11 protein-coding genes are annotated in these 15,126 nt (G+C 67.9%); 6 read left to right on the top strand and 5 right to left on the bottom strand.

The window, feature by feature from the left end:
• Positions 1 to 22 precede the first annotated feature (22 nt).
• A complete protein-coding gene (locus ACREEF_RS03695; RefSeq protein WP_431564260.1) occupies positions 23 to 850 on the bottom strand; it encodes a 2-keto-4-pentenoate hydratase in 828 nt (275 codons plus the stop codon).
• Between the two features lie 174 nt (positions 851 to 1,024).
• On the opposite strand from ACREEF_RS03695, the gene ACREEF_RS03690 reads away from it, so the two are divergent.
• The 5 genes from ACREEF_RS03690 (at position 1,025) to ACREEF_RS03670 (ending at position 6,728) form a co-directional block, all read left to right on the top strand.
• Positions 1,025 to 2,074, top strand: a complete 1,050-nt coding sequence (locus tag ACREEF_RS03690; protein ID WP_431564259.1) for a LacI family DNA-binding transcriptional regulator — start codon at positions 1,025 to 1,027, stop codon at positions 2,072 to 2,074.
• A 126-nt stretch (positions 2,075 to 2,200) separates the two neighbouring features.
• Positions 2,201 to 3,046, top strand: a complete 846-nt coding sequence (kduI, locus tag ACREEF_RS03685) for a 5-dehydro-4-deoxy-D-glucuronate isomerase (protein WP_431564258.1) — start codon at positions 2,201 to 2,203, stop codon at positions 3,044 to 3,046.
• A gap of 24 nt (positions 3,047 to 3,070) precedes the next feature.
• The gene (gene kduD / locus ACREEF_RS03680) at positions 3,071 to 3,829 is read left to right on the top strand and encodes a 2-dehydro-3-deoxy-D-gluconate 5-dehydrogenase KduD (protein WP_431564257.1); all 759 of its coding nucleotides are present in this window, start codon (positions 3,071 to 3,073) and stop codon (positions 3,827 to 3,829) included.
• Positions 3,830 to 3,910: 81 nt separating this feature from the next.
• Positions 3,911 to 4,951, top strand: coding sequence for a PfkB family carbohydrate kinase (locus ACREEF_RS03675; RefSeq protein ID WP_431564276.1), 1,041 nt, complete (start codon positions 3,911 to 3,913; stop codon positions 4,949 to 4,951).
• Positions 4,952 to 5,078: 127 nt separating this feature from the next.
• Positions 5,079 to 6,728: a pectate lyase gene (locus ACREEF_RS03670; RefSeq protein WP_431564256.1), complete on the top strand. Its 1,650-nt coding sequence runs from the start codon at positions 5,079 to 5,081 to the stop codon at positions 6,726 to 6,728.
• A 20-nt stretch (positions 6,729 to 6,748) separates the two neighbouring features.
• Here ACREEF_RS03670 and ACREEF_RS03665 read toward each other — a convergent pair whose 3' ends face one another.
• From ACREEF_RS03665 to uxaC, 3 genes are read right to left on the bottom strand one after another with little or no spacing between them, the layout of a single operon-like run.
• Positions 6,749 to 8,254: a UxaA family hydrolase gene (locus ACREEF_RS03665; protein WP_431564255.1), complete on the bottom strand. Its 1,506-nt coding sequence runs from the start codon at positions 8,252 to 8,254 to the stop codon at positions 6,749 to 6,751.
• Positions 8,255 to 8,257: 3 nt separating this feature from the next.
• Positions 8,258 to 9,727: a mannitol dehydrogenase family protein gene (locus tag ACREEF_RS03660; RefSeq protein WP_431564254.1), complete on the bottom strand. Its 1,470-nt coding sequence runs from the start codon at positions 9,725 to 9,727 to the stop codon at positions 8,258 to 8,260.
• Positions 9,724 to 11,139, bottom strand: coding sequence for a glucuronate isomerase (gene uxaC, locus ACREEF_RS03655; RefSeq protein ID WP_431564253.1), 1,416 nt, complete (start codon positions 11,137 to 11,139; stop codon positions 9,724 to 9,726). The genes ACREEF_RS03660 and uxaC overlap by 4 nt, the downstream gene beginning before the upstream one ends.
• 346 nt (positions 11,140 to 11,485) lie before the next feature.
• Here uxaC and ACREEF_RS03650 point away from each other — a divergent pair, with 346 nt between their 5' ends.
• Positions 11,486 to 14,254 (top strand): TonB-dependent receptor, encoded by a 2,769-nt coding sequence (locus tag ACREEF_RS03650; protein ID WP_431564252.1) that lies wholly within the window; start codon positions 11,486 to 11,488, stop codon positions 14,252 to 14,254.
• A gap of 108 nt (positions 14,255 to 14,362) precedes the next feature.
• Here the strand turns inward: ACREEF_RS03650 and ACREEF_RS03645 are convergent, their stop codons facing one another.
• Positions 14,363 to 15,121 carry a FadR/GntR family transcriptional regulator gene (locus tag ACREEF_RS03645; protein WP_431564251.1) on the bottom strand — a complete coding sequence of 253 codons (759 nt, stop codon included), beginning with the start codon at positions 15,119 to 15,121 and terminating at the stop codon, positions 14,363 to 14,365.
• Positions 15,122 to 15,126 lie beyond the last annotated feature (5 nt).

Below are 15,126 nucleotides of genomic sequence, written 5' to 3'. Positions count from 1 at the left end.
ACGGGTTCGCGCTGTGTTGATACTAGTCCTGCGTCGGATGCGGCGCGGCCTTCACGACCGTGCAGCGAACTTCTCCCACGCCGTCGAACACGCACGTGGATTCGCTGCCGGCGTAGATGCGGTGCACCCCCGTCACGGCGCCGGTCGAGACCAGCGTTCCCGCCGTCAGCGGACGGCCCCAGCGGGCGCAGTGCTCCAGCAGGAAACGCACCGATTCCAGAGCGCCGCCGGCCAGCGAGGGCGAGCCGCCCTTGCCGACGCTGACGCCGTCGATGACGGTCTCGACCTTGATCGCGTCCAGCCGGTCGCGCCAGTCGTTCAGTTCCGGGCCGATCACCAGACCGCCGTTGTTGCCGAAATCCGACGCGACCACGGCCGAGCCCAGGTCGTTGATGGCCGACAGCGGACTGCCCGCCAGTTCCACGCCGATGAAGACGGCGTCGATCTGATCGGCGGCTTCCTCGATGGTCCAGTCGGTCTTGGCGGGATCGGCGTCGGCGCCGATGCGGGCGATGAACTCGGCCTCGACCGCCGCGAAGCCGCCGTCGATGGCGGGCAGAGGCGTCGGCGCTTCGCCCGCGGTCCAGACATTGCCGGCGAAGATGGCGCCGGCCAGACGGTGGATGCCCAGGGCCGGCTGCTGCGCCGGGGGCACGCCGCCCACTTTCCAGCCGACGACCCGGTCCGGGTAGAGGGCGATGGCCGCGTCCTGAATAGCGTAGGAGCGGGCCATCTGTTCGGGCGCGTCGCCCGGATAGCCCGGCACGGCGCGCGCGGCGAGGCGCGCGCTGACGAAGGTCTCGGCGACGGCCTGATCCGTGATCGGCGTCTGAACGGGAGCCGCCGTCATACGCAGCGCTCCGAATGAATGATCTGGTCGGTCAAATGACGCCCCATTGGAAAACGCCGGATAATGGGCGGCTTAGGAAACCGGTGTCAATCCGCCTTAAAAACAGCCCATGGCGCACGACGCCGAGCGGGGCTATGCCTTATGGTCAGAAAAAGAACACGAGGGGGAACGCTGTTGTCGCAAGACGATTCGCGGCCGACCAAGGCGGGCAAACGCGCTACCATCAATGATGTCGCCCGCGTGGCCGAGGTCTCGAAGAAGACGGTTTCGCGCGTCATCAACCAGTCGCCCTTCGTGCGCGAGGACACGCGCGAGCGCGTCCAGGCGGCGATCGACGAACTGGGCTTCATTCCCGATCCGCAGGCGCGCGGCCTTGCGTTCCGGCGGTCCTTCCTGATCGGCATGATCTACGATCAGCCGAGCCCCACCTACGTCGTCAATATGCAGCAGGGCATTCTGGACGCGCTAAAGGGATCGGGCCTCGAACTGGTCGTCCATCCCTGCAGCCGCAACTCCCCCACCCTGCTCAAGGACATCCGCGGCTTCGTCGAGCGGCAGAGGTTGTTCGGCGTCATCATGCCGCCCTCGGTGTCCGAAGACGATTCAGTGATCGAGCTGCTGCGGGAACTGGACTGCCCTTATGTCCGCATCGCCTCGCTGACGCTGGACGAGCCGCAGAACATGGTCGTGACCAACGACTGGATCGGCGCTGCCGAAGCCGCGCGGCATCTGGCTGACCTGGGCCACCGACGAATCGCCCTGGTGCGCGGTCTGGCCTCGTTCCGCTCGTCCGCCGTGCGCGGTCAGGGCTTCATCGACGCCCTGGCCGAGCGCGGCATCTCCCTGCCGCCGGAATACGACCTGCAGGGCGCCTATACCTATGAATCCGGCGTCGAGACGGGCCATGCCCTGCTGTCCCTCCCCCAGCCGCCGACCGCCATCTTCACCCTGAACGACGACATGGCCCTGGGCGTCATGCAGGCGGCGCGCGAGCGGGGCATGGAGCTGCCGCGCGACCTGTCGGTCGTCGGCTTCGACGACCTGCCGATGGCGGCGCGGGTCTGGCCCAATCTGACATCGGTGCGACTGCCCATCCGCGACATGGGCCGGATGGCCGCCGAGAAGCTGCTGGCGCCCATGCGCGGCGTCGATCCCGCCAAGCTGCAGCAGCCTGAGGTGCGCCCGGCCCTGGTGGTGCGCCACTCCTCCATTTCCGCCGTCTGACGCGAAGCCCCTCGCGACAAGTCGCCCCTTGCTCTCGACTCTGACACCGGTTACCTAACCGGTCAGAAGACGGCGGCCGAACCCGCTGCAACCGATTTCCGCTCGCGGAATCCAGGAGGATCCAAGGTGTACGACAAGGTTTATCACGCGACCCATCCCGACATGATGGAGGGCGCCTCCAACGACCAGCTGCGCGACCGCTACCTGGTCGGCGGCCTGTTCCAGGCGGGCCGGATCAGCCTCAACTATTCGCACAACGAGCGGATGATCATCGGCGGCGCCACGCCGACCGACGCCCCGCTCAGCCTGCCGACCCACTCCGAACCGCCGTCGCTGGCCGGCCAGCCCTTCCTGGTCGCCCGCGAGCTGGGCGTCGTGAACATCGGCGGCGCAGGCTCCGTGACCGTTGACGGCGAAGCCATCGATCTGGACTTCCGCGACGGTCTCTATGTGCCGATGGGCGCGGCCGATGTCGTCTTCGCCTCGAAGGACGCCGCCAACCCGGCCAAGTTCTATCTGATCTCGACCCCGGCCCACACGCGCTACGACCTGGCCAAGATCAACATCGCCGACGCCGTGCCGCTGGAAATGGGTTCGCTGGAGACCTCCAACGAGCGCACGATCTACCAGTACATCGTTCCGGCCAAGGTGAAGTCCTGCCAACTGCTGCTGGGCGTGACCGTCCTGAAGCCCGGTTCGGTGTGGAACACCATGCCGCCGCATCTGCACGACCGCCGCTCGGAGGCCTACCTCTACTTCGGTCTGGGCGAGAACGACCGCGTCTTCCACTTCATGGGCGAGCCCGACAAGGCGCGTCACATCATCATGGCCGACGGTGAAGCCGTCATCAGCCCGCCGTGGTCGATCCACATGGGCGCAGGCACGTCGAACTACACCTTCATCTGGGGCATGGGCGGCGAGAACCTCGACTACACGGACATGAACAAGCTCGACATCTGTCAGCTGAAATAATCCAGAAACTGGGGGAGAAACGTCATGAGCAACCCGTTCGACCTGACCGGCAAGGTGGCCCTGGTCACCGGTGGCAACACGGGCCTGGGCCAGGGCATCGCCCTGGCGCTGGCCGAAGCCGGCGCCGACATCGTCTCGGTCGCCCTGTCGGATTCCGACGAAACGGTCGCCAAGGTCCAGGCCATGGGCCGTCGCGCCGCGGCGGTCAGCGCCGATCTGACCTCGATCGAGCCGGTCGAGCGGGTGGTTCAGGAAGCCCTGGCCGCCATGGGCCGGATCGACATCCTGGTGAACAACGCCGGCCTGATCCGTCGCGCCGACGCCGTCGACTTCACCGAAGCCGACTGGGACTTGGTGATGAACATCAACCTGAAGACGGTCTTCTTCATGAGCCAGGCGGTCGCCCGCCACTTCATCAAACAGGGCGACGGGGGCAAGATTATCAACATCGCCTCCATGCTGTCCTTCCAGGGCGGCATCCGGGTTCCGTCCTACACGGCGTCCAAGTCGGGCGTCGCGGGCCTGACCAAGCTGATGGCCAACGAGTGGGCGCCGCACCGCATCACCGCCAACGCCATCGCCCCCGGCTATTTCGCCACGGCCAACACCCAGGCCCTTCGCGAGGACCCGGTGCGTTCGGCCGAGATCCTGGGCCGCATTCCGGCCGGACGTTGGGGCGAGCCTTCGGACCTGGGCGGCGCCGCCGTCTTCCTGGCCAGCCGGGCCTCGGACTATGTCCAGGGCGCCATCCTGCCGGTCGACGGCGGCTGGCAGGCGCGTTGATCCCGCGTTAGCGTCCCAAGCATGACCCAAGACCCGTCAGCAGCGAACAGGCCTCAAGCCGCGAGCGACCGCGTCGCGAGCATAGGCCCCAAAGACAAAGGCATCCTCTGCTTCGGCGAGATGCTGCTGCGGTTCAGTCCGAACCAGAACGAGCTGCTGCTGCAGTCCCCTGCCCTGACCGCGCGTCCGGGCGGGGCCGAGGCCAATGTCGCCGTCGCCCTGGCCCGCTTCGGCGCGCCGGCGGCGATGGCGACCGTCCTGCCCGACAACGCCCTGGGCCAGGCCGCCCGCGACGAGGTGCGGCGCTACGGCGTGGATACGACACCCATCGTCTTCGCCCCCGGCCGCATGGGCCTCTATTTCCTGACGCCCGGCGCCGTTCGCCGTCCATCGGAAGTCCTCTACGATCGCGCCGGTTCAGCCTTTGTCGAGCGCGTCGCCGACGCCTTCGACTGGGACGCCCTGCTGGACGGCTATGAATGGCTGCACGTCTCCGGCGTGACCCCCGCCACCGGCCCCAACGGCTCGCGCGCGGCGGTCGAACTGGTCGAAGCCGCCGTGCGCAAGGGCGTCCGCGTCAGCTACGATGGCAATTTCCGCGGCAAGCTGTGGGAGCAATGGGCCGGCGATCCGCCCGGGACCCTCGGCAGGATGCTGGCCTGGGCCGAGATCGCCTTCGCTGACGACCGCGACTTCGCCCTGGTGCTGAAGACGAAGTTCGAGGACGCCGATCCCCATGCGCGCCGCCGCCTGGCCGCCGCCGCCGCCTTCGCCGCCTTCCCCCGCCTGCAACGCATCGCCTGCACCCTGCGCGTGCAGGAAAGCGTCGCCGATCAGGCCCTGTCGGCGGTCATGCTGACGCGCGGTGCTGACGACAGTGTGGTCGAGACCTGCGCCGAAGCCATTCACATGACCGGCGTCGTGGACCGAGTGGGCGGCGGCGACGCCTTCGCCTCGGGCGTGCTGTTCGGCCTGTGGAGCGGCTGGACTGATCAAGAAGCCCTGGACTTCGGTCTGGCGGCGGCGGGTCTGAAACACTCGGTGCCGGGCGACTTCAACCTGTTCACCGCCGCCGAGGTGCGCGCGGCCATGGGCGACGGCGGCTTCGACATCCGCCGCTGACGGCATCGTGAAACCCGGCGCGTTTTCAGCCGCGCTCCGGCACTAGGAAACCGGTGTCAATCATGATTAGCTCCGCTGACTCAAGCAGCCGCCAGAGCTGCGAGGCGACGCATCCGAGGAAGACACCATGACAAGCATGAACCGCCGCGCCCTGCTGGCCGCCGGCGCCGCCGCGACCTTCACGGCCGCCTCCGCTCCTGCCCTGGCTAGAACCGTCATGCAGGCCGCGCCCGACCGCGCCGCCGTCCTGGCCGCGATGAAGCGCGCCACGCGCTTCATGACCGACGAGGCCGCCGTCGAGGGCGGCTATGTCTGGAACGTCCTGCCCGACTTCTCGCGCCGCTGGGGCGAACTGGAAGCCTCGCCGACCATGATCTGGGTCCAGCCTCCGGGCACAGCGACGATGGGCCACCTCTATCTCGACGCCTATCACGCCACTGGCGACGAGCAGTTCTATGAGGCCGCCAAGTCCGCGACCGACGCCCTGATCCGGGGCCAGCACCCGGCCGGCGGCTGGAACTACGTCATCGACACGGCGGGCGAGGAAGCGCTGAAGCGCTGGTACGCCACCTACGGCAAGAACGCCTGGCGGATGGAGGAATTCCACCGCTACTACGGCAACGCCACCTTCGACGACGCCGGCACGGCCGAGGCCTCGCAGCTGCTGCTGCGGGTCTATCTGGAGAAGCGCGAGCGCCAGTATCGCGCCCCGCTGGACAAGGCGATCCAGTTCGTCCTCGACGCCCAATATCCGAACGGCGGCTGGCCGCAGCGCTATCCCTTCGTGCAGGGCGGCGGCGTTCACGGCCACGCCGACTACACCCCCTACATCACTTTCAACGACGACGTGGCGGGCGAGAACCTGGAGTTCCTACTCTACGCCTGGCATGGCCTGGCGACGAACGGTCGCGGCGACGCGCGCGTGCTGGACGCCATCCATCGCGGCATGGACATCTTCGTGAAGACCCAGCAGCCGCAGCCGCAGCCGGCCTGGGGCCTGCAGCACTTCCCTGACACCCTGAAGCCCGCCGGCGCCCGCACCATCGAGCCCCAGGCCTTCGCCACCCACGCCACCGGCACGAACATCAGGTCGATGCTGGGCTTCTATCGCCTGACCGGCGACCGCAAATACCTGGCCCGCCTGCCCGAGGCCCTGGACTGGCTGGATCAGGTGAAGACGCCGCAGTCGCTGATCGCGCCGGGCCGCACCCACCCGACCTTCATCCTCGAGGGCACGAACACCCCGGTCTATATCCACCGGCGCGGGTCGAACGTCACCAACGGCCAGTATTACGCCGACACCAACCCGAACAATCTGATCGTCCACTACGGCTCGTTCCGCAGCGTCGACACCGCCGCCCTGCGCCGCGAGTACGAGGGCCTGGCCGCCAAGTCGCCCGAGGAAGCCAGCCGCAACTCGCCGCTGAAGGCCCGCGCAGGCTCGCTGAAGCTGCCGAAATACTTCACGCTTCAGGACGTCGACGTCTGGGACATGTCGTCGGACGCGCGCCGCCTCGCCCGCCCCGCCTCCGGCCGCGCCGCCGAACTGGTCGCGGGCCTGAATGCGCGCGGCTACTGGCCCTCGCCGCTGACCACGACCTCCAACCCCTATATCGGCGAAGCCCCGGCGGCCGTGACGGGCGGCGAGTATCAGACCACCCGCGTCGGCGACCTGTGGGACACCTCGCCCTACAACACCGATTATCCGGTGGAATGCATCTCCACCCAGGTCTTCATCCGCAACATGGGCGAACTGATCGAGACGCTGGAGGGCTGACCCAAGCCCTGCCTCCGAGTCTAGAGATAGGCGCCGACCTGCCAGGGCACGAACTCGTTGTCGCCGATGCCCAGGGCCTCCGACTTGGACGGCTCGCCCGAGGCCACGGCCAGCATCCGCTCGAAGATGGCCCGCCCCACGTCCTCCATCGGCGCGCCGGTCAGCACCGGCGAGGCGTCGATGTCCATGTCCTCGTCCATCCAACTGGCCAGCTTGGCGTTGGAGGCGACCTTGATCGACGGCGCGGGCTTGGCGCCGAAGACCGAACCCCGCCCCGTGGTGAAGACGATCAGATTGGCGCCCGAGGCGATCTGCCCCGTCGCCGAGCAAGGGTCATAGCCGGGGCTGTCCATGAAGCTCAGCCCCCGGGCGGTCAGCGGCTCGGCATAGCCGATCACGTCGTTCAGCGGCGTCGAGCCCGACTTGGCCACCGCGCCCAGCGACTTCTCCAGAATGGTGGTCAGGCCGCCCTTCAGGTTGCCGGGCGACGGATTGTTGTTCAGCTCCATGCCGTGCTTGTCGGCATAGGCCCGCCACCATTCCAGACGCGCGTTCAGCCGATCCGCCACCGCCTGCGAGGCCGCGCGGCGCAGCAGCAGATGCTCCGCCCCCCAGATCTCCGGCGTTTCCGACAGCATGGCCGAACCACCGTGGGCGACCAGCAGGTCGACTGCGGCCCCCAACGCCGGATTGGCCGTGACGCCGGACCAGCCGTCCGACCCGCCGCATTGCAGGCCGACCGTCAGGTGCGCCGCCGACACCGGCTGGCGTTGGACCTTGGCGGCCTCGCTCACCAGTTCACGCACGACCTCGATCCCCGCCTCGATGGCGCGGGCCGTGCCGCCGGCTTCCTGAATGGTCAGGGCGCGCAAGGAAGGCCCCGCCTCCAGACCCTCATTGGCCAGCCAGGCCGGGATCTGATTGGCCTCGCAGCCCAGACCCACGATCAGGATCGAATGGAAGTTCGGATGCCGCGCGTACCCCGCCAGCGTCCGTTGCAGCAGGGTCGTGTCGCTCGACAACGAAGACCCGCCGCAACCGCCCTGATGGGTGAAGGCCACCACCCCGTCGACGCCCTGGGGCAAGGCGGAATCGGGGAAGGCGTCGGCGATGCGCCGCGCCACCGTGGCCGAGCAGTTCACGCTGGTCAGGACGCCGATGTAGTTCCGCGTCCCCACCCGATCGTCCGCGCGGACGATGCCGTTGAAGGTCGCCCCAGACAGGGCTTCGAGCGGCTTCACGTCCACGCCGACCTCGGCCTCGCGCCCGTCCTCGGCCATGGCCATGGCCAGGTTGTGCACATGAACATGGTCGCCTACCGCGATGGCCGCCCTGGCTCGGCCGATGACCTGACCATAGCGACGGACCAGTCCGCCCGCCTCCACCGCACGACGGGCGATCTTGTGCCCGGTGGCGACAGCGGCGCGCGCGGGCGCGTCCAGCCCCTCGGGCGTGTCGCCCACGGCGATGTCGTCCAGGGCGATGGCCACATCATCGGCGGGGTTCAGGATCAGGACGCGGCTCATGCTCTACTCCGTCACGCGGCGCGCGGCCTCAACCGCGCCATGCTCTCTCAACGACAGGAAGGCGCCCGTCACCGCCTCGACAAAGCGCCGGTCGTTCGCCAGGGCCGCCGGGAAGACCGCCGACAGGCTCAGCAGGGCGCGGACTTCGGCCTCGTCGTTCTCCGAGGCTGCGATCAGTTCGGAGGTGCGGGACGCCAGCGGGTCGTCGACCACCACGGCCTCTCCGCTCTCGGTCACGCCCTCCTGCCATCGCATCCAGGCGGCGACGCCCAGGGCCATGGCCTCAATCCCCTGCCCGACCGCCAACCGATCGGCGGCCCCGGCCAGCAGCCGCTGAGGCAGCTTCTGCGAGCCGTCCATGGCGATCTGGCGCGTCCGGTGCATCAGGGCCGAGTTGGAAAAGCGGGCCATCAACTCCTCGCGATAGGCCGCCACATCCAGCCCCGGCGGCGGGTTCAGCGTCGTCTGCGCCTCGTCCCACAGGGCCTCGATGAAGGCGCGGAAGGCCGGGACCGCCACGGCCTCGTGCACATGCTCAAAGCCGGACAGAGCCCCCAGATAGGCCACCGCCGAATGGGCCCCGTTCAGCAGGCGCAGCTTGGCGTCCTCCCACGGCTCGACCGCGTCGGTCAGCTGGACGCCGAAAGCCGCGAAGTCGGGCCGCTCGCCCGCGAACCAGTCCTCGATCACCCACTGGGTGAAGGGCTCGGCCTTGACCATCCCCTGATCCTCGACGCCGAGACGGGCGCTCAGGCGGGCCACGTCGTCGGGAATGGTGGCCGGCACGATCCGGTCGATCATGGTCTGGGGAAAGGCCCCCTCGGCCTCGATCCACTCCGCCAGGGCCGGGTCAATCCGCCGGGCCATGGCGATGACCCCGGCCCGGATACGCTGGCCATTGTACGGAAGGTTGTCGCAAGAGATGACCGTAAAGGGCTTCAGCCCCGCCGCCTTCCGGGCGGCCAAGGCCGCGACGATGAAACCCGGCGCCGTGCAGGGCGCGGAAATATCGGCCAGATCGGCGGCCACGTCCGGGTCGTCGATCAGCAGGTCGCCGGTCGCCGGATCGAGGCGATAGCCCTTCTCGGTCACCGTCAGGGTGACGATGTGGACCTCGGCCCCGGCCATGGCCGCCACCAGGGCGGCGGGGTCTTCCGGCCCCACCAAAACGCCGCGACCGGCGCCGATGACCCGCAGATGCTCCTCGGCCCCGTCGCGCACGACCAGGGTATAGAGACCGTCCTGCGGGTTCAGTTGGTCCCTCACGCCGGGCGACCTCAGCGAGGCCCCCAGCACGCCCCAGCGCAGGTCGCCGCTGGCCAGGGCGTCGTCGAACACCACCGCCTGATGGGCGCGATGGAAGGCGCCGATGCCCAGATGCACCACGCCGGTCTTCACCTGCGCGCGATCGTATGCAGGCCGAGCGACGTCGGCGGGCAGGCCCGACAGGCCTGCTTGGTTCAAGCGGGTCACAGTTTGTAGGCCGCCTTGACCAGGCCATAGGTCAGGGCTTGGGCCAGTTCGTGGGCCTCGTCCTCTTCCATACGGTGCTCGACCACCAGCTTGGCCAGGAAGCCGCAGTCCATGCGCCGCGCCACGTCATGCCGCGCCGGAATCGACAGGAAGGCGCGGGTGTCGTCATTGAAGCCGACGGTGTTGTAGAAGCCCGCCGTCTCGGTGACCTGTTCGCGGAAGCGCCGCATCCCCTCGGGGCTGTCGTGGAACCACCAGCTCGGCCCCAGCTTCAGCGCCGGATAGTGGCCGGCCAGCGGCGCCAGTTCGCGGCTGTAGGAGGTCTCGTCCAGGGTGAACAGGATCAGGGTCAGACGCGTGTCCGAACCGAACCGGTCCAGCAGCGGCTTCAACGCCCGGACATAGTCGGTGCGGGTCGGAATATCGCAGCCCTTGTCGCGGCCGAAGCGGTTGAAGACGGTGGCCGAGTGGTTACGGAAGCTGCCGGGGTGCAGCTGCATCACCAGACCATCCTCGACCGACATGGCCGCCATCTCGGTCAGCATCTGGCCGCGGAACAGCTCGGCGTCGGCGGCGCTGGCCGGACCGGTCGAGACCCGTTTGAACAGGGCCTCGGCCTCGGCCTTCGACAGATCAGCGGTGAAGGCGGTCGGGTGGCCGTGGTCGGTCGAGGTGGCGCCCATCTCGATGAAAAAGGCACGGCGGTCGCGCAGGGCCTGCAGGTAGCCCTCCCACGACATCGTATCCCGGCCGGTCTGCTCGGCCAGACCCGCCAGATTGTCGCGGAAGCCCTCGTAGTCCGGGTCCAGCACCGGGTCGGGACGATAGGCGGTCAGCACCCTGCCCTTCCAGCCCGAGGCCTTGATCGTCTTATGGTGCTCCAGCGTCTCGAGCGGGCTCTCCGTCGTGGTCAGGACCTCGATGTTGTAGCGGTCGAACAGGGCGCGCGGCCTGAAGGCGTCGGTCTTCAGCGCGGCGTCGATGACATCGTAATAGTGGTCCGCCGTTTCGGCCGACAGGCGCACGTCGATGCCAAAGGCCTCGGCATAGACCCAGTCGTGCCACATCCGCGACGGCGTGCCCCGGAACAGGTGATAGTTCTCGGCGAAGCGGCGCCAGATCTTGCGCGGGTCTGTCTCGACCGACCCGCCGTCGGCGCGCGGCACGCCCAGATCCTCCATCGCCATCCCCTGCGAGTGCAGCATACGGAAGACGTAGTGGTCCGGCGTGATCAGCAGTTCGGCCGGATTGGCGAAATTCTCGTCGCCCGCGAACCAGGCGGGGTCGGTGTGGCCATGCGGACTGATGATCGGCAGCCCCTTCACCTCGGCGTAGAGACGACGCGCCACAGCGCGCGTATCGACGTCGGCCGGAAACAGGCGGTCGGGGTTCAGGCGAAGCGGCTGGGTCATGCGACAACTCGAGACTGGAATTCGGACGGCCGGAGAGACGGTCAAGGCGCGGCGAATCGCGTTTCGGCGCGGACCCGGTTGATCCGACGCCGACAGGGTCGCCTCCCCTCGCCGCCCCTCTGACGGGGGTGGTCGTGTGGTTCTTTCGTCAGGCGCAGAACCGTCCCGTGGCTTGGATGCGATCAGCGTTCACCATCGTCTTGCCACACGTCGGAAACTGTGCGTAGCTTTATATGACACCGGTGGCAGTGACTGACAAACGCCAAATGACACCGGTTCCCGCGATCGCGGAGGCTGGAACGGGGACGCACGATCCCCGAAAGGCCCAACTGGGAGGAGGACATAGATGACCCACCACGCTACCCGTGCGCGTTATGCGCTGACCCTCGGCGCCTCGCTCGGCGCCCTGACCCTTGCGCTCGCCGGCGCCGCCCAGGCCCAGGACGCCGGTTCCGCCCCGGACCAGGAAGCGACGACCGTCGACGAAATCGTCGTCACCGGCTTCCGGGGCAGCCTGGCCCAGGCGCTGAACGTCAAGAAACGCGAAGCCGGCGCAGTGGACGTCATCGTCGCCGAAGACATCGCCGACTTCCCCGACCAGAACCTGGCCGAAGCCATCCAGCGCATTCCGGGCGTCGCCATCACCCGCGACGCCGGCGAGGGCCGCAACATCTCGGTGCGCGGCCTCGGCCCCGACTTCACCCGCATCCGCATCAACGGCATGGAGGCCCTGGGCACCACCGGCGGCACCGACAGCTCGGGCGGCACCAACCGCGGACGCGGCTTCGACTTCAACGTCTTCGCCTCGGACCTGTTCAACAGCATCACGGTGCGCAAGACCGCCTCGGGCGAAACCGAGGAAGGCTCGCTCGGCGCCACGGTCGATCTGCGCGCCGCGCGTCCGTTCGACTACAAGGACGGGCTGACGATCGCTGTCTCGGGCCAGATGGGCTACAACGACCTGGCTCAGAACGCCGATCCGCGCGGGGCCTTCCTGATCTCCAACACCTGGGCCGACGGCAAGTTCGGCGCCTTGTTGTCGGTCGCCTACTCCACGCGCGAAGCCCTGGAAGAAGGCCACAGCACCGTGCGCTGGCAGGGCGGAAACATCGGCCGCGCCGGTCAGGGCCAGGGCGTGATCAACGCCTTCACCCCGCGCCTGCCGCGTTACGGCATTCTTGAGCACGATCAGGATCGTCTGGGCGTCACCGCCGCCCTGCAATGGCGCCCCAGCGATGCGACCGAAGTCAGCCTGGACGTCCTCTACGCTGACTTCAGCGCCACCCGCTTCGAACACTTCCTGCAGGCGCCGGACTTCAGCGCCAGCGGCGCCGCCGGCCGCAACGGCATCATCGTCCGCGACTCCTTCGTCGACGCCAACGGCAACATGCTCTACGGCCGCTTCGACAACGTCGATGTGCGTTCCGAGTCCCGTTACGACGAACTGTCGACCGAGTTCACCCAGGTCACCCTGAACTTCAAACACGACTTCAACGACCGCTTCCGCATGGATGCCCTGGTCGGCTCGAGTAAGTCGGAACACGACAACCCGATCCAGACGACCCTGCTGTTCGACAAGACGGACTCGCAGAACTACGTCTACGATTATCGCCAAAACGCGAACCTGCCGCTGATCACCTACGGCTTCGACGTCAACGACCCCGCCCAATGGCGCCTGTCGCAGATCCGGATGCGTCCCCAGACGGCCGACAACACCTATGACACGATCCAGGTGAACACGGTCTTCGACATCAACGACCAGGTCCAGCTGAAGACCGGCTACTTCTTCAAGGACTACACCTTCGCCACCACCGAGCAGCGCCGCGATCCTGCGTCGTGCACCCCGCCGCTGGCGGCGACGGCGAACGCCGAAGCCTGCATTCCCGCCGCCGTGGCCGCCGCCGCCATCGGCAGCTACAGCCGCACTGTCGGCTTCTCGGACGGCTGGGACATCCCGTCGGGCACGGCCCTGAACTGGCTGATCCCCGACTATCAGAAGGCGGCCGACCTGTTCGGCTTCGACAACTACGCCCTGAGCTGGATGCCGGCGAGCGGCAACAACCGTTCGGTCGAGGAAAAGACCACGGGCGCCTATGCCCAGGTCGATTTCGATCTGGACACCGCCCTGCCGATCCGCGGCAACGTCGGCGTGCGCTACATCAACACCGACCAGTTTTCCAGGGGCTATCAGATCGCCGCCGGCACGCCGATCCAGGTCCGCTCGACCCGCAGCTACGACGACTGGCTGCCCTCGGCCAACATCGTCATCGAGCCGCGCGAGAACCTGCTGGTCCGCCTCGCCGCCGCCAAGGTCATGGCCCGTCCGGGCCTGGGCAGCCTGACGCCGGGCGGCAGCGTCTCGGTGTCCGGCAACAACCGCACCGTCAACTCGGGCAACCCCCTGCTCGACCCGACGCGGGCCACGACCTACGACGCGGCGGTCGAATGGTATTTCGCCCCCGAATCCATCCTGTCGCTGGGCGTCTTCCACAAGAAGATCGACAGCTTCGTCGCCACCAACGCCGTCACGGCCCCCTTCACCGGCAACGCCTTCGGCATTCCCGACAGCGTCGCCATCGCGGCCTGCGGCTCGGTGGCCGGTTGCTCGCCCTCGGCGGACTGGGTGTTCAACCAGCCGGTCAACACCGAGGGCGGCGATCTGACCGGCTTCGAGGTGTCTTACCAGCAGCCCTTCAGCTTCCTGCCGGGCCTGTGGTCCAACTTCGGCGTGATGGCCAACTACACCTTCGTGGACTCGGAGATCGAGTATCCCGGCGGCATCACCAACACCCTGACCGAACTGTCCAAGAACGCCTACAACGGCACCCTCTACTATGAGGACGAGCGCTTCAGCGCCCGCGTCTCGGGCACCTATCGCGACGGCTACCTGACCCAGGTTCCGGGCCGCAACGGCAATGCGATCGAGGGCGTGGTCGACACCTTCAACGTCGACGCCTCGGCCTCGTGGCAGGTCAACGACAGCTTCACCCTAACGCTGGAGGGCATCAACCTGACCGACGAAGTCCCGACCCAGTACGTCGGCGACTTCAACCTGGTCTCGGTGCACCACCACACGGGCCGTCAGGTCTTCGCCGGCTTCCGCTACAAGTTCTGACCACGTTTCCACCGCACTCCTGAGCGGTGCACTCGGCGCCGGCGATCTGATCGCCGGCGCCTTTTTTCATCCGGAGAGCGGTTCTCGAGACGCGCCGCCCCGACTAAGTCACGTCGCGGAGGGCGACTGCTCCGTCTCGACCCGCTGATAGCCGGCGTCGATCACCGCGAGCATGGCCTGTGCGGCGCCGATTTCGTCGCGCGCGGCGATTCGATCGACGATCCGGGCGTGCGCCTCGACCGTCTCCAGATGCAGGTCCGGCGCTTGCGTGGGCGGGCTCAGGACAAAGGCCTCCAGCAGGGCCGTCTCAATGACCCCGGCCACGGAACGGATCATCGGATTTTGCGAAGCCGCGCCGATTGCCAGGTGCAGCGCAAGGTCAGCGCGCGCGAATTCATGGGCCGACGCACTCTCTCGCCGCATCCACTCCAGCGCCGCCCGCATGGTTTGCAGGTCCGCCTCGGTGCGATGCTTGGCCGCCAGCGCCGCGGCGGTGGGTTCCAGGCTGCGCCGGACCTCGGCCAGATGGCGTCGGAACTGGGCGTCCATGCCGATCGCGACCCGCCAGGCCAGAACCTCCTTGTCGAAAAAGTTCCAGTGGACGCTGTCGGTGACCCGCGTGCCGACTCGGGTCTTCACGCTCAGAAACCCCTTGGCGGACAGGGTCTTGAGGGCTTCGCGCAGAGCGGTGCGCGACACGCCGAACCGCTCCAGCAGGTCGGCCTCCGCCGGCAGCTTGTCGCCGGGCGCCAGCGCGCCGGTGAGGATGTCCTGCGCCAGGGCGCGGACGATCTGATCATGGGCCGAGACCACATGGCCGTTCGCTTTCGAGCCGACTGACGAGGGATTGGGCGAAGACATATCCATGGTCA

This window comes from Brevundimonas sp. (assembly GCF_050729455.1).
In the GTDB taxonomy this organism is placed as follows: Bacteria; Pseudomonadota; Alphaproteobacteria; order Caulobacterales; family Caulobacteraceae; genus Brevundimonas.
Note: the sequence above shows the minus strand (reverse complement) of the source record. Positions and strands in the feature narration are given on the sequence as shown.

Bases quoted from the DNA above. Each gene is read 5' to 3' on its own strand.
- ACREEF_RS03695 (WP_431564260.1), bottom strand. From the start codon at position 850: ATGACGGCGGCTCCCGTTCAGACGCCGATCACGGATCAGGCCGTCGCC.
- kduD (WP_431564257.1), top strand. From the start codon at position 3,071: ATGAGCAACCCGTTCGACCTGACCGGCAAGGTGGCCCTGGTCACCGGT.
- ACREEF_RS03670 (WP_431564256.1), top strand. From the start codon at position 5,079: ATGACAAGCATGAACCGCCGCGCCCTGCTGGCCGCCGGCGCCGCCGCG.
- ACREEF_RS03665 (WP_431564255.1), bottom strand. From the start codon at position 8,254: ATGAGCCGCGTCCTGATCCTGAACCCCGCCGATGATGTGGCCATCGCC.
- uxaC (WP_431564253.1), bottom strand. From the start codon at position 11,139: ATGACCCAGCCGCTTCGCCTGAACCCCGACCGCCTGTTTCCGGCCGAC.
- ACREEF_RS03650 (WP_431564252.1), top strand. From the start codon at position 11,486: ATGACCCACCACGCTACCCGTGCGCGTTATGCGCTGACCCTCGGCGCC.
- ACREEF_RS03645 (WP_431564251.1), bottom strand. From the start codon at position 15,121: ATGGATATGTCTTCGCCCAATCCCTCGTCAGTCGGCTCGAAAGCGAAC.